Origin of the sequence: Lelliottia jeotgali (assembly GCF_016771845.1) — a bacterium.
Classification (GTDB): Bacteria; Pseudomonadota; Gammaproteobacteria; order Enterobacterales; family Enterobacteriaceae; genus Enterobacter; species Enterobacter jeotgali.
On record NZ_JAENMQ010000017.1, the window covers coordinates 52,811 to 68,551 of the forward strand.

Consider the following 15,741-nt stretch of genomic DNA (forward strand, 5'->3'; position numbering starts at 1 on the left):
AGTGAATTTCAATGCCAGGCGCAGCGCTTTCGCGGCGGCGGGGACTTTTCTGTATACTGTGCCAATACGCTCTTTTTTCGCCCGATGGCGCTTCGCTTATCGGGCCTACGATTCTCTACTGGAACACCTTTACCCATGCTCAGTTATCGCCACAGCTTCCACGCGGGCAACCACGCCGATGTCCTCAAACACACCGTTCAGAGTCTGATTATTGAATCTCTGAAAGAGAAAGATAAGCCGTTTCTCTATCTGGACACCCACGCGGGCGCGGGCCGCTATCAGCTCAGCAGCCAGCACGCGGAGCGCACCGGCGAATATCTGGAAGGTATCGCCCGCATCTGGCAGCAGGACGATCTTCCGGCTGAGCTGGAGCCGTACATCGGCGTAGTGAACCATTTCAACCGCAGCGGCCAGCTGCGCTACTACCCGGGCTCACCGCTGATTGCGCGCCAGCTGCTGCGCGAGCAGGACAGCCTCCAGCTGACCGAACTGCACCCGAGCGACTTCCCGCTGCTGCGCTCCGAGTTCCAGAAAGATGATCGCGCACGCGTGGAAAAAGCCGACGGCTACCAGCAGCTGAAATCCAAACTGCCGCCGGTTTCCCGTCGCGGTCTGGTGCTGATCGACCCGCCGTACGAAATCAAAACCGACTATCAGGCCGTCGTTACCGGCATCAACGAAGGCTACAAACGCTTCGCCACCGGGACCTACGCCCTGTGGTATCCGGTGGTTCTGCGCGCGCAAATCAAACGCATGATCAAAGAGCTGGAAGCGACCGGCATCCGCAAAATCATGCAGATCGAACTGGCGGTGCGTCCGGACAGCGATCAGCGCGGTATGACCGCCTCCGGAATGATCGTCATCAACCCGCCGTGGAAGCTCGAAGCGCAGATGAACAACGTCCTGCCGTGGCTGCATAAAACCCTGGTGCCGAGCGGGCATGGTCACGCGACCGTCAGCTGGATCGTGCCAGAGTAATCGCAGTCATCGGTGGAACCTATGGATTCCAGGTATACAATCGCGGCAATCAACGATTAAGGAAGAAGTTATGACTAAGCATTATGACTACATCGCCATTGGCGGCGGCAGCGGCGGTATCGCCTCGATTAACCGTGCAGCCATGTACGGCCAGAAATGTGCGCTGATCGAAGCCAAAGAGCTGGGCGGCACCTGCGTGAACGTCGGTTGTGTACCGAAAAAAGTGATGTGGCACGCCGCGCAAATCCGCGAGGCCATCCATATGTACGGCCCGGATTACGGCTTCGACACCACCATCAATCACTTCGACTGGGACAAGCTGATCGCCAGCCGTACCGCCTACATTGACCGCATCCATACTTCGTATGACAACGTGCTGGGCAAAAATAACGTCGATGTCATTCGCGGCTTCGCGCGCTTCGTCGATGCGAAAACGATCGAAGTGAACGGCGAGACGATCACCGCCGATCACATCCTGATCGCCACCGGCGGCCGTCCAAGCCACCCGGACATTCCGGGCGTGGAATACGGCATCGACTCCGACGGTTTCTTCGAACTGCCTGCCCTGCCAAAACGCGTGGCGGTAGTCGGTGCGGGTTACATCGCCGTTGAGCTGGCGGGTGTGATTAACGGCCTGGGTGCCGAAGCGCACCTGTTCGTGCGTAAACACGCCCCGCTGCGCAGCTTTGATCCGCTGATCGTCGAGACGCTGGTTGAAGTGATGAACGCCGAAGGGCCAAAACTGCACACCAACGCGGTACCAAAAGCGGTGGTGAAAAACGCTGACGGCAGCCTGACCCTGGAGCTGGAAGATGGCCGCAGCCAGACCGTCGATTGCCTGATCTGGGCGATTGGTCGCGAACCGGCTAACGACAACTTCAACCTCGCCGTCACCGGCGTGAAAACCAACGACAAAGGCTACATCGCTGTCGATAAGTTCCAGAACACCAGTGTTCCAGGAATTTATGCGGTCGGTGATAACACCGGTGCGGTTGAGCTGACGCCAGTTGCCGTCGCAGCAGGCCGTCGCCTGTCCGAGCGCCTGTTCAACAACAAGCCGGACGAGCATCTGGATTACAGCAACATCCCGACCGTGGTCTTCAGCCACCCGCCAATCGGCACCGTCGGTTTAACTGAACCGCAGGCGCGCGAGCTGCACGGCGACGATCAGGTGAAAGTGTACAAATCGTCCTTCACGGCGATGTACACCGCGGTGACCTCTCACCGCCAGCCGTGCCGCATGAAGCTGGTATGCGTCGGCCCGGAAGAGAAAATCGTCGGTATCCACGGCATCGGCTTCGGCATGGATGAAATCCTGCAGGGCTTTGCAGTGGCGCTGAAAATGGGTGCCACCAAGAAAGACTTCGACAATACCGTGGCGATTCACCCGACGGCGGCGGAAGAGTTTGTGACGATGCGTTAAGCGTATTCATCAGAATCAGGCCAGAATATTTTCTGGCCTTTTTTTATTTACGAGTCAGGGCTTCGATTAATTCATAACAGCCACAGTCATACGTCGATTTGGTGCCAGACACTCAATGACCTTAGCCGATTTATCACCTGGACAGAAAACCTTTGGCATCGCATCCGCCAGGCCTTGTGTTTCAATGTCTGACGCAGGAATTCCCGTTTCAACCAGCACATTTTTCACTGACTCGGCACGCGCCAGTGAAAGCTGTTTATTTGTTGATGGGGTACCTATACGATCGGAATATCCGGTGATGATAATGTCCCTACCTGATATGTTCTCTCGTTTCAGTTCAGCGGCAAACTGCTTAACTTTATCAATACCATTTGAGCTTAATCGTGAAATACCAAACTCAAAAAAACTCTCTGCGCTGAACTCTTTTTTTATCTTCACACTTCGCTCCATTTCTGGCCGTTTGTTTAAACGTGAAAGACAGCTTTCAGGAAGGTAATAAAAACTTCGCGCCTTCAAGTTATCATCAAATAAGATTTTATATTGGCAAGTCATTACCTGACCGTTTATTTTTGAAAAGTGAAAAATATAATCCCATTCCTTCACCCGAAAGATACCTTCTTTAAAATGCGGTGTTCCTATTAACTCATAGACTTGCGATTTAGATAATCCAGCACGCATTTGCTTTAGATTATCAATGTTCACAAAACTTCCTTCTTCTCGTACCGCTGTAGATTGTTCAGGAAAAACAGGGGATTCAGTTTTCCCTGCTGAATCAACATGGCTGACCGAACGACTGCAGCCGGCCAATAATCCAACGATCAGCACTAGGCTAATAGTATTTATAGATTTCATAAAATCTTGCTCAATAAATTAAGAGAAGTATTTCCCCGGCCGATTGACCGGGGAGTTAATAATGCCTTATTGCAGGTTTACCACTGATAACCGACGCCGACAGCGGCACCCATATCGCCTCTGCTGTTTGTGGTTCCGGATAATTTACTGACCCATTTGCCATTATCGGAGATAGTGGAAACACCGAGCGCTATTGCGGATTCGCCTTGATAAGTACCACCAGCAAGTCCCACCATGCTGGCTCCCGGCTGATAAGGCTGAGGTAAACCCGCCATCGCCATCGCACCGGCAATACCTGCACTTAACTTATCTTTTTGATCATCAACCATATTCTTCAGGTCGTTGAATTTGTTGTTGGTATATTGATTGCTGTTGTTGGTACTTTCTTTCAACTGGCCCACATTAGCAGCATCCGTATTTTGTGTACCGGCAGCTACGTGAGTGATCTGGCGTTCACTTCCAGCGCTACCTACAGAAACGCTATTGCTACGGTCAGTCACAGAATCATTGCCCAGCGCGACAGAATTACTATGAATGGCTTTTGAACGAGCGCCGATGGAAAGACTGTTATCCGCCGATGCAATTGCGCCCGCGCCACCTGCGATTGCATCTTTCCCGGTTGGCTTCGGTTTCGTTAGATTGCTGGAGTTATTTACCTGGAACATTCCATCTGTGCCATTAGCAACGTGAGTCACATTCTGGCTGACCTGATCCAACTGGGACTTATTCACTGCATCAGAAGCCGCGACACCATTGGCCACATTAGCAATCGTTGTGCCGCCCGTGTTCGTTGCGTTGTCATAGGAGTCTCCCCCCATGATGACTTTGTTGTAATTCACAGAACCATCGGCATCTATTTCGTACTTCACACTGCCTTTATCCATACTGCTCATGCTACCGGTGATGTTTTCAATTGCCTGATTCGTAGCGTAAAGCTGTGAACCGTTGATCGCATCCGTACTGATTGCATTAATCTGTCCTGCAGCAACATTGGTGATAGTTCGCTCGTTACCCTGACTCCCGACGCTAACTGTACTGGCTGGCGCAGTTCCTGCGAAGACGTATTTATTCCCTAAAATAGTGGTCCCGGAAGTCGCCACTGCCGTTTCAGTCACTGAACCCGCGCCAAGCGCTACGTCACCGGCATTTTTAGCAACCGCTCCCTGGCCTAACGCGACGCTGCCTGAACCAGTGGATCGAGCTTCATCACCCATAGCGATTGAACCATCTCCGCTAGACTGCGCATTTGGCCCTACTGCGATAGATTCAGTACCACTGGCAACAGAATCAGATTTCGTAGAATTTGCATGGAAATACTTCACCCCATTACTGTAGAAATTAGCCGTTGCATCATTCAGTTGCTGTACATTCACAGCATCGCTGTCGTCGATACCGTAGGCCACGTTCTTAATACGCGTCCCACCGGTTTTGGTGACGCTGTTATAAGTCTCACCAGATAATGTGATGTTGTCATAATCAGTCGAACCGTCGGGAAGCGTGTCGTATTTCACTGAGCCTTTATCAACGCTATTAATGGCCTGATTGGTCGCGAAGAGCTGCGAACCATTAACAGCATCCGTGCTACTGCTACTCACACGACCAGCCGCTACGTTAGTGATCGTTCTTTCATTGCCTGAACCGCCTACCGAAACGGTACTTAACGGATTAATACCTGCAAATGCGTAGTATTTCCCATCAAGCGTCACCCCAGCGGTTCCAACAGCAGCGTCAGTCACAGAACCAGAACCCAAAGCCACATCATTAGCATTGATAGCCTGCGCACCACGCCCCAGTGCTGTAGCGCTTTCACCTTTAGTTACTGCCATATAACCTGCTGCAAGGGAAATATCTCCCTGGGCCTGGGCTGCAACGCCCAAAGCAGTTGATTGATTTCCCGTTGCTCTTGAGGTGTTTCCAAATGCGGATGCAAAGTATCCACTTGCAGTGGAATATACCCCGACAGCTGTACTGGAAAATCCTGCAGCACTAGCCCCTAAACCAATCGCCGTGCCAGAAAGTCCGGAAGCGGTAGCATATGCCCCCACAGCAGTTCCGCTTCGGGCGGAAGCAACCGCATTTCCACCGAGCGCGACGGTATTGCTAGCCGTTGCCTGAGACTGGAAGCCTATAGCAGCCGCTTGCCGGCCTTGTGCAAGGGCTTGATAACCGACTGCAGTACCACCGTAAGAACCTCCATCAGTGACATCTGCCGCATTTGTTTTCGCTGCCGCACCATATCCAAGAGATGTAGAGAACTGGTCCTGAGCTAATGCATCAGGTCCCAGCGCCAGAGAGTAGGTTGCGGTCGCACCATCGTTGTCAAAGTTGGACCGAGTGGTGCCGTTCGTATTCACGCTGTAATAACGAGTAGTACTGTCCGCAATAGCCTGGTTAGTCGCAAAAAGTTGGGAACCGTTAACTGCATCGGTACTCATTCCATTCAAACGACCTGCTGCCACATTGGTGAGAGTGCGCTCATTATCAAGGCTACCAATCGAAACGGTACCAACAGGATACATTCCTGCAAAATTGTAGGTTTTGCCATTAACCATCGTTCCCGCGGTCCCTACGATCGGATCTGTCACGGAGTCGGCTCCCAACGCCACACTATTTGCTCTGGTTGCTGTCGCTCCACGCCCCAACGCCATTGCTCTCTCACCATTAACGAAAGCGTGAACACCTAAGGCTACGGAATTATTACCCATAGCCTGAGCTGCGGCACCAAAAGCAGAGGATTGTTCACCACGCGCGATTGCAGTATCCCCAAAGGCAGAGGCATACATCCCATCGGCTTTCGAGTTCACACCGACACTCGACGTGGCAAACTTCGTTGCACTGGAGCCAGAACCAATAGCAGTACCGGAGGTCCCCGACGCCGTTGCATCTGTCCCTACAGCGGTTGTTCTTTCCCCGGAAGCGACGGCATTCCCACCCAATGCGACGGCGTACCGATTCGTTGCCTGAGCTTGATATCCCATCGCAATGGCTACTCGACCCTGTGCCAATGCCTGATTACCAATAGCAGTGCTTCCGTAAGAGCCAGCATCTGTCGTGTCCCTTTTAGCCATCGCAGCATAGCCAAGCGCAGTCGAGTATTGCTCCTGAGCCGACGCGTCTGGCCCCAGAGCCAGTGAGTAAGATGCGATCGCTCCGTCATTGTTATAGTTAGTCAGTTGGGTGCCATTTGTATTAACGCTGTAGTATCGGGTTTTATTATCGCTAATCGCCTGGTTAGTCGCGTAGAGTTGTGAACCATTCACCGCGTCGGTGCTGGTGGCACTAACGCGGCCCGCAGCCAGATTGGTGATCGTTCTCGTTACCCCCATGTCTTCATCACCAATACTTACTGTCGCAATAGGGCGATTTCCAGCAAAGGTATAATTTTTGCCTTCAATCATCGCATTTGCAGTGGATACCTGAGGTGCTGTGACTGAGTACGACCCCAATGCCACACCGTTGGTATCCGTGGCCGACGTATCCATCCCTAGAGCGATAGAACGTGCGCCAGATGCCAAAGCATGTGTGCCCAAAGCAGCAGATTCTGAACCTTTTGCTGTACTGCCGTATCCAATCGCTGTAGCCCCTTTACCCGACACGGAAACAAAGGAACCCACACCCGTTGTATCTTCTTCTGTCGCTTCAGATACGGTACCAACGATGGTCGAATAAGTGCCTAGAGCATATGAACTCTCACCAATCACAGTGCTACGAAAACCCGATGCCAGAGTTGTGTTACCAATCGAAGTCGATTGCATTCCAGTGGCTTTTGAACCGTTACCTAATGCAAAAGCGCCTTCACCCTCAGCCCGCGCTCCAAAACCGATCGCATTTGAGTAATCAGCGGAAGCACGTGAGTGGATACCGAGCGCGAGCGCATTTGCACCCGTTGCACCATCATTCTCAAAGTTGTCTTGCTGCAAGCCAGCATCGTTAACACTGTAATAGTGATGTTGACCCGCTTTTAGCTGTGCAATATTGACCGCATCCGTATCCTGCGTGCCGGCCGCGACACCGGTAATCTGGCGAGTAAAATTATTGGCAGGATCACCGATACTGAGTGCACCCAGAGTGCTTTTCCATGCCGCGCTGTTATTCAAACTGATCGCCTGCGTCAAAGGATCGTAGCCCGCCATCCCTGCGGCAGTATTGGCGACAGCGCTGCTGCCGAGCGCCACGCTATCGTCGGCTGCAGCCTGAGTTTGTTCCCCAAGCGCAATCGACTTCACTCCGGTCGCAGCGCTCGTCGAGCCAACAGCGATCGCTCCAGATGCACCCGTAGCGTTTCCCCCGTTGACAGAAATATTACTTGCGACACCTCCATCACGATCGGTACTACCCGATCCCGTCCCGGCAACCCACGCTTCTGCCGGAAATGAAAGAAATGCCGCCATAAAGGCGCCAGTGACCGTAAGGGAGCGGCGCACCATGTTTTTGCCCTTGCCTTTTGCCGAGGCAAACTCACCAGCAACAACCCATGTGCGTTGCGCTGAATTCCACACCAGACGATAAATCGTGTTCATATTTGTTCCTTCCTGGCACTGCGCCAGGCATTAATTTCCATTTAGCGGCCAGAAAGGCGCTAAGGTTATGTTGATAAATAGATTTTCCAGAGGTCTGTTTCCCAGACTCACTCTCACGACAGTGAATATTCCCTGTAAGGTATTCCAGGATGTTGTTATTTATGAATATGCAGTTATTTATAAACCCAAGGTTTATTTAATTCCTGATTTTTTTAAATATAGTTAATTCAGATTCGAGGTTGATGCTAAATATTTCTGACAGGTATTCTGAATGTTAATTTACGCATTAAATTGATTAATTCGTAATCCGTACTCAAACCAAACCGGTTCATTAATAGTTTTTTTCGTGAATAGAGTGTCTTTTCATTAATCCCGAACTCATCTGCCATCTGCTTGGGTGACTTCCCTTGTATTATTTTCTGCATGATATGCATCTGCGGTCGAGTCATTCGCCCGTCAAGACACCCTATGCAGTCGCAGTCATGATGCATAACGTTCCTCGATGTCATCTTTATTAACCCTCGTATAAGCACTTGCCGCACCCTATCGAATGAATCACTTCGATAGATAAATTCCGTTCCCATGTAACAAGCTGGCAGCGTGCCAGGAAGCACTTCATTTTCATCAAGGATACCAATCATCAGTCGACAGTCTGGATTTTCCAGAAAGGGAGAGCAGAGCTTTATTTCCCCTTTGCAAAGAGGTAAAACGACAATATCCACATTATTAGAAATATCTGTCACTTCAGGAGAAAAGTTCAGAGTGTATGCTGCTGTTGAAGATGTCAGGGTTTTGAAAATTTCCTCTATACCTTTTCGAAAAAGGCCATCCTCTTCTTTTATAAGAATATTCATTATGAATCCAAAGTTACCATATCAATGGTATTGATAATGACAAAAGATTTATATCCATATAGCCATCCACTAAGCCCTTTCTGTTCTTAAGTGAAATTTAAAGAAATATCCTATCCTCTTCAATTATTTTATAGACTCATTGTAGACTCTATATTTAACAAAAAACAAACATCCTGGATAAAATCCCATAGAGATCAGTGCTTATCATACAAATCGAAAATGAGTGAATAAGAAAACATGCATTAAATTTTGAAGGGCCGTTTACTCGTCATTTATAAAAACGTCACGCGTTCTTCATTCGTTAACAGAATGCTATAAAACCAGTCTACAACTAGACCTATATTCCATTTTTTTATTTTCAGCATAAGAACATAATCACGGTCTCTGGCACTCAAATAAAAAACATCCGTGGAGCGGAGAAAGTGAACACCAAAATATATTCAGGCGAGTCCCGACCAACGTCACCGGCTGCCACCTTTAAACCAACATCGCATATAGAAAAAATAATTGATCATGTAATGCCATTTGCTACCGTATTCTCATCCGCGAGAGGCTCACTGCTACGGTATGACCTGAACAACAAACATCAGTGTTATTTATTGCATAAAGGGAGTATTGCGCTACACCGCCGGGGAGATGGAATTATCCTAAACTCTGAATCCGGCCCATTTATTCTGGGTATCAGCAACCAACTTGCTCGCGATGAACATTTATATATCAGAGTGACGGAAGAGAGTTGCATGGGGCGCATGCCGCTTGAACGTTTCAATTTGATCATAGAAAAATATCAACTCTGGGAAAGCCTGTCTAAAACGCTTATCTACACTGCTTCGAGAGTCTATGAGCATTGCACGCTTATCTCACAAATGTCTGCCTATGAAATCATACGCTTTCAACTACTTGAATTAATGGGAGAACCGGCGTCTATTCGGTTAAATATCACTGCCGCAAACTATATCAAAGGCAGAACATATCTTTCACGCAGTGGAATAATGCGAATACTGGCGGAGTTACGTAAAGCAGGGTATATAGAACTCGAAAGAGGAGTTTTATGCGCTATCCAGAAGCTCCCAATTAGATATTGATTCATCATGAACGCATTGGTTTTCGCAAAATGAGCATTGTGCGCCGCAAGGGTTGATAAGTACTATACTTCATGAATATCTTTAGCCTGATATCAGAAGGTTACCATTATGTCGTCAGACGAATATTCTCATATTCCTATTAATCAAAATTCGCCATATGTCGCGGAGCTTGTGGAATTCCTTCAACCTTATGCGCATTTAAAACATGTTTCTGCCCGACAAAGACTCAACCTGGATTCCGGAGGTGTACAGTTATGCTATCTGATCCTTCAGGGGCGCATCACCTTTCAGCGCTTTCATGACGACCTCACCATCGCAACGGTGAGCGCACCGTCATTAGTGGGTCTTTACGGTCTGACAAGCAACAAAGTACCGGGCTATCTCATCACCCAGACACCTTGTCAGGTAGGTGTGATCAGCCTCAGGAAAGCGAATGAAGTCATCGAAGAAAACAACCTCTGGCAAACGCTGTCAAAACATATGATGGTGGTATCTGGCAAGCTATACACCTCCAGTAATCAGCTGACCGCTCCAACAGCCTTTGATATTGTCCGTATTCAGCTTCAGGAGTTAATGAAAGAAGCCCCTGAAGTTCGCAGTAACATTACTGCTGAGAAATATATTCGCAATAAAACTCATCTCTCTCGTAGCGGGGTGTTAAGGATATTGGCGAATCTTAAAACAGGAGGATATATTGAAACCCATGAAGGGGTACTGATTAGCATTAATCATATCCCTGAAAAGTATTAGGCACTGCGATAAATGAACAATGTGCTAACGTTTTCAACATTAAGTATTCGTTACGCCAGCGAAGATTTTATTTTTTTCACCATTCATAAATCGTTGCACAACGAATGCTCCGAATTTGACTCTCTCTCCACAGGTGTTTATTTTTCCATAAGCCAATTAAAATCATAAAGATAGCCTGTGTTACCTGCAATTGGGCACAGCCACTAAACGTGATCCACCGCACACTTCATCCTTCACACACCGAAGCGAGTGTCTAAGCTTAGAAGATGCCCGGGAAACACCCGTATGTGTGACGACGCAAACCGGAGGTCCTAACCACCATGTTCAACCAGAAATTACACGCTGCAGATATCGTCGAGTTCGAGATTGCGGAAGAGCTGCGCTACGAAACCGATCCCTGCGAGTTGAAACTGGATGAGATGATCGAGGCGGAACCGGAACCCGAAATGATAGAAGGGCTGCCCGCGTCCGACGCGCTCACGCCTGCCGATCGCTATCTTGAACTCTTTGAACACGTCCAGTCGACGCGCCTGTTTGCCGACAGCAAAACCTTCCCCGACTGCGCGCCGAAGATGGACCCGCTCGACATCCTTATTCGCTATCGCAAGGTGCGCCGCCACAGGGATTTCGACCTCAAACGCTTTGTCGAAAACCACTTCTGGATGCCGGAGTCGCTGACCACCGAATACGTCTCCGACCCGAGCCTGTCGCTAAAAGAGCACATTGATAATCTGTGGCCGGTGCTGACGCGCGAGCCGCAGGATCATATTCCGTGGTCGTCTCTTCTGGCGCTGCCGCAGGCGTATATCGTCCCCGGCGGGCGTTTCAGCGAGACCTACTACTGGGACTCCTATTTCACCATGCTGGGGCTGGCGGAGAGCGGGCGCAACGACCTGCTCAAATGCATGGCCGACAACTTTGCGTGGATGATTGAGCGCTACGGCCATATCCCGAACGGGAACCGCACCTATTACCTCAGCCGCTCGCAGCCGCCGGTGTTTGCCCTGATGGTGGAACTGTTCGAAGAGGACGGCGTGCGCGGGGCGAAGCGGTATCTGGATCATCTCCTGATGGAGTACGCCTTCTGGATGGATGGCGCGGAGTCGTTGGTGCCAAATCAGGCCTATCGCCACGTGGTGCGTATGCCGGACGGCTCGCTGCTCAACCGCTACTGGGATGATCGCGACACGCCGCGCGACGAGTCCTGGATAGAGGATGTGGAAACCGCTAAACACTCGGGTCGACCGCCAAACGAAGTCTATCGCGATCTGCGCGCGGGCGCGGCGTCGGGCTGGGACTACTCTTCCCGTTGGCTGCGTGATGCCGGGCGGCTGGCAAGTATTCGCACGACTCAATTTATCCCTATCGATCTGAACGCATTTCTGTTCAAACTGGAAAGTGCTATCGCCAATATTTCGGGCTCAAAAGGCGATAAAGAGACTGAAACTACCTTCCGCCAGAAGGCCAACGATCGACGCGCCGCCGTGAACCGCTTCCTGTGGGACGACGAAAATGGCTGTTACCGCGATTATGACTGGCGACGCGAAGAGATGGGGCTGTTCTCCGCCGCCAGCATCGTGCCGCTGTATGTCGGCATGTCGACACATGAGCAGGCCGACCGCCTGGCCGATACGGTCAAAGCGCGTCTGCTGACGCCCGGCGGCATACTGGCGACAGAACACGAAACCGGCGAGCAGTGGGATAAACCAAACGGCTGGGCACCGCTACAGTGGATGGCGATTCAGGGATTTAAGCAGTATGGCAACGATTCGCTGGGTGATGAGATCGCCTGGAGCTGGTTGCAAACGGTGAATCACTTCTACAAAACACACCATAAATTGATCGAGAAATACCACATTGCCAGCAGCACCCCGCGCGAAGGCGGCGGGGGCGAGTATCCGCTGCAGGATGGCTTTGGCTGGACCAACGGCGTCGTACGGCGACTGATCGGGTTGTACGGAGAGCCCTAACCTGTAGGCCCGATAAGCGCAGCGCCATCAGGCAGTTTTAGCTTCGATGCAGAAAAAGCCGGGTGGCGGCTGCGCCTTACCCTGCCTACACAGGTTGAACGGGTTGTACGGAGAGCCCTAACCTGTAGGCCCGATAAGCGCAGCGCCATCGGGCAGTTTTAGCTTCGATGCAGAATAAAGCCGGGTGGCGGCTGCGCCTTACCCGGCCTACACAGGCAATGCAGTCAGGTGTAGATTAGCGAATCACATCATAGATTTCAGTTTGGATAGACTGCCATTTTTTTGTGCTGGCGTCCGGCTGCGCCAGCGCCCGACGCTTCGCTTGATCCGCTTCGTACTTCTGGCGCTGCACCACCGCAGGCACCGTACAAAACGCCTGCAAATATTGCTTACGCATTGAGGTCAGCTTTTCTCCGGTCGACATAGCATGGCTCAGCGTCGCAATAAACCGGCGACACGGTTTCTGCTCGACCATTTGCAGGCGATAGCGCATCAACACTTCAAGCACATCATCGTAACCGGCTGACATCGCCTGCTCGGTCCAGGACATTTTCCAGTCCATTCCGCCCTGTAAAAACAGCAGCGCTGCACGCGTGTCATTGCGATCGATGGCCGATCGGAAGTTATTCTCATCCCAGGTCACGCCCATGCGGGTGAGTTTTTCCCGTGAGGACGGGGCTTCACGCATCTCTTTCGGTGCAGGTTGTGGTTCGGCGCTGACGACTGCCGCAGTCGCTGGCGGATTGCTGCTGGTCACCAGCCACACCCCGCCCGCAATAATAGCCAGCACCATTACCCCCACCGCGCCCCACAGTGCACCTGAAATGAGCTGATCGCGTTGTTCGGGCGTGCGCGGCGCTCGCTGAGTTGGCTTCTCGATGCTGTCACGAATTTCAAACAGATCGCCGCCGGTCTGCCGGTCCATTTTCTGCGCATGTTCCCAGAAGCTGTGCAGTTCGCTGGCATCCACCGCCATCAGACCCGTCGGGTTGATGCGCGTGCGTCCCTCTTCAAACGCCCGCTGAATCGGCCCGGCAATCTGGGCATAGTAGTTATCGAGCAGCAGGAGCTGCGCGGAAGTGAGGGGCTGCTGAACGGTCAGCATGTTGCGGATCTGGCGGATATCGTCGAGGAAAGTTTGCAGGGTTTTACGCGGCTCAACCATTAGCGTCAGCATCGAGCGATCGTTAAACAAAGACGAGTAATAGCGGCTGAACTCTTTTTTATCCACCAGCATTTGCGCCATTTCGCTGAACATCATGCCGCTCAGCACGTCGTTGCGTTCACTGTTTTTCAGCCAGCGTCTGACACGATCAGCATTAAACAGCGTTTTAAGATGGTTATTGAGCCTTACCGGATCAGGCCACGCCTGCATGATTAAGGATTTAATCATCAGTTCAAGGGCGCGTACCTGTTTATGAGCCTGCAATTGCAGGGATTCATTCCCCGGAGCCAGATCGGTGTTGTACCCGAGCAGAGGCTGCTGTAAACGCAGATGCTCCAGCGCGGTGACAAAACGCACGGCGGCTATGAGCTGGTTTTGGCTAACGTCCTGACCGCTTTCATATTTCGGCACACGCTGTTGTAACAGTCTGAGTTGCAGCGTGAAATCGGACATTTCGGCATCATTCAGATTCAGGCGTTTTGCGACGGGTCCCCAGCCGCCGAGACCGAGGCGGGCATTATCGAGCTGTTCCAGGAACCAGCGGGGATCTTTACCTTCAGATACGTGAACATCAAGGAGCAGCAAGATCTCCACGGAGGCGTGTCGAATGATCGCGATACAATGTTCAAATTGTTCGTGGATGTGGTGTGATGTACCCGATGTCATCATTTTCCTTAACGTACTACAAAGCAGAATAAGCGTGCCTTAAAGGCAATTTTTTCTTTTATTTATGTGCTGTTAAACCATAACTGAGATTATGGAGAAATAAAGTGACAGCTCTATAATCATTGAAAATAGTCATAGGAGAAATCGAATGCCGGTACTCACTACTTCGCGTCTGACGTGCTCGCCTGTTCAGGAACAAGACTGGCCTTTTTACCTGTCTCTGCAACAACATCCAGATGTGATGCGTTATATCGCCGATAAACGCCCTATTGCCGTCATTCGTGAAGCCTTTGAGCCTCGTCTGCAACACTGGGAACCGGGTAGCGCGCACTGGATGTGTTTAATCGTGCGTGAAACTGACAGTCAAACACCGCTCGGCGCCACCGGTTATATTCACAGAGATAATGATTGTGCGGAAGTGGGTTTTATCTTTGCCGCGAATGCGCAGGGAAAAGGCTATGGCTATGAATCGCTACGTGCCGTGTGCGATTACGCCTTTACGCAAGGTGGGATCCGTCGCCTCACCGCCACGGTGACGGTGGGCAACGCGGCTTCTCGCGGCCTGCTGGAAAAAGCAGGCTTTGTGCTGGAAGGCGAACTGCGAGAAAACTACTGGCTTGCAGATTCCTGGCATAACGACTGGATTTTCAGCCTGTTAAAGCATGAATACCAGGCCGAAAGCCGTTAAGGATTTACAGGAACATCCCGCCTGAAACCTCGATGCGCTGCGCGTTCATCCAGCCCAGCTCATCGCTCAGCAGCGCCGCGATGGCATCGCCAATGTCATCCGGCAGCCCGACGCGCCCGAGCGCAGTATTTGACGCCACCATCTGATTAATTTGCGCATTATCGCGTACCCGTCCGCCGCCAAAATCGGTTTCAATCGCCCCCGGCGCGATAATATTGGCGGTAATTTTACGCGCACCTAACTCTTTGGCTTGATAGCGCGTCAGCACTTCCATCGCCCCTTTCATCGCCGCATAGGTACTGGAACCCGGCTGAGCAAAACGCGCCAGACCGCTGGAGACGTTCAGGATACGACCGCCGTCTTTGAGAAGCGGCAACAGGCGCTGGGTCAGGAAGAACGGGCCTTTGAAATGGACATTCATCGCGTCATCAAACTGCGCTTCGGTCGTCTCCGCAAACGGAGCGTATAAACCCGTCCCAGCGTTGTTCAATAAATAATCGAAGGTATCGCGCTGCCAGACATGCTTAAGCTGAGATCGTAATTCAGCGGCAAAACGTTCGAAGGCTGAGGTATCCCCGATGTTCAGCTGCAATGCCACCGCTTTCACCCCTTTTAATTCAATTTCGCGCACAACTTCCAGCGCTTCTTTCTGGCTGCTGTTGTAGGTCAGAATAATTCCGGTTCCCTTCGCTGCCAGCTTCAGCGCTGCGTTTTTACCTAAGCCGCGGCTGCCACCTGTCACTAATGCAATACGTTCACTCATGATAAACCTCGTTTCGATTGATATGCC

11 protein-coding genes are annotated in these 15,741 nt (G+C 51.1%); 6 read left to right on the forward strand and 5 right to left on the reverse strand.

Annotated elements, in window-relative coordinates; genetic code table 11:
* Positions 1-135: 135 nt before the first annotated feature.
* Together JBO43_RS21725 and gorA are read left to right on the forward strand one after the other, a co-directional pair.
* Positions 136-978 (forward strand): 23S rRNA (adenine(2030)-N(6))-methyltransferase RlmJ, encoded by an 843-nt coding sequence (locus tag JBO43_RS21725; protein ID WP_202675053.1) that lies wholly within the window; start codon positions 136-138, stop codon positions 976-978.
* Between the two features lie 70 nt (positions 979-1,048).
* The gene (gene gorA, locus JBO43_RS21730; protein WP_202675055.1) at positions 1,049-2,401 is read left to right on the forward strand and encodes a glutathione-disulfide reductase; all 1,353 of its coding nucleotides are present in this window, start codon (positions 1,049-1,051) and stop codon (positions 2,399-2,401) included.
* A gap of 66 nt (positions 2,402-2,467) precedes the next feature.
* Here the strand turns inward: gorA and JBO43_RS21735 are convergent, their stop codons facing one another.
* From JBO43_RS21735 to JBO43_RS21745, 3 genes are all read right to left on the reverse strand, one after another.
* Positions 2,468-3,253: an OmpA family protein gene (locus JBO43_RS21735; protein WP_202675056.1), complete on the reverse strand. Its 786-nt coding sequence runs from the start codon at positions 3,251-3,253 to the stop codon at positions 2,468-2,470.
* Between the two features lie 77 nt (positions 3,254-3,330).
* Complete coding sequence (locus JBO43_RS21740; RefSeq protein WP_202675058.1) at positions 3,331-7,773, reverse strand: YadA-like family protein; 4,443 nt, start codon at positions 7,771-7,773, stop codon at positions 3,331-3,333.
* A gap of 245 nt (positions 7,774-8,018) precedes the next feature.
* Entirely contained in the window at positions 8,019-8,627 is a 609-nt protein-coding gene (locus JBO43_RS21745; RefSeq protein WP_202675060.1) for a LuxR C-terminal-related transcriptional regulator, read from the reverse strand.
* Positions 8,628-9,049: 422 nt separating this feature from the next.
* Here JBO43_RS21745 and JBO43_RS21750 point away from each other — a divergent pair, with 422 nt between their 5' ends.
* The 3 genes from JBO43_RS21750 (at position 9,050) to JBO43_RS21760 (ending at position 12,432) form a co-directional block, all read left to right on the forward strand.
* On the forward strand, positions 9,050-9,712 hold the full coding sequence (locus tag JBO43_RS21750) for a helix-turn-helix domain-containing protein (RefSeq protein ID WP_331251907.1): 663 nt from the start codon (positions 9,050-9,052) through the stop codon (positions 9,710-9,712).
* 108 nt (positions 9,713-9,820) lie between these two features.
* Positions 9,821-10,462, forward strand: coding sequence for a winged helix-turn-helix transcriptional regulator (locus tag JBO43_RS21755; protein ID WP_202675061.1), 642 nt, complete (start codon positions 9,821-9,823; stop codon positions 10,460-10,462).
* Positions 10,463-10,782: 320 nt separating this feature from the next.
* Entirely contained in the window at positions 10,783-12,432 is a 1,650-nt protein-coding gene (locus tag JBO43_RS21760; RefSeq protein ID WP_202675064.1) for an alpha,alpha-trehalase, read from the forward strand.
* 235 nt (positions 12,433-12,667) lie between these two features.
* Here JBO43_RS21760 and JBO43_RS21765 read toward each other — a convergent pair whose 3' ends face one another.
* Positions 12,668-14,263 (reverse strand): STY4199 family HEPN domain-containing protein, encoded by a 1,596-nt coding sequence (locus tag JBO43_RS21765; RefSeq protein ID WP_095283817.1) that lies wholly within the window; start codon positions 14,261-14,263, stop codon positions 12,668-12,670.
* Between the two features lie 148 nt (positions 14,264-14,411).
* On the opposite strand from JBO43_RS21765, the gene JBO43_RS21770 reads away from it, so the two are divergent.
* On the forward strand, positions 14,412-14,951 hold the full coding sequence (locus tag JBO43_RS21770; RefSeq protein ID WP_202675066.1) for a GNAT family N-acetyltransferase: 540 nt from the start codon (positions 14,412-14,414) through the stop codon (positions 14,949-14,951).
* 4 nt (positions 14,952-14,955) lie between these two features.
* On the opposite strand, the gene JBO43_RS21775 is transcribed toward JBO43_RS21770, so the two are convergent.
* Positions 14,956-15,714: an SDR family NAD(P)-dependent oxidoreductase gene (locus tag JBO43_RS21775; RefSeq protein ID WP_202675068.1), complete on the reverse strand. Its 759-nt coding sequence runs from the start codon at positions 15,712-15,714 to the stop codon at positions 14,956-14,958.
* Positions 15,715-15,741 lie beyond the last annotated feature (27 nt).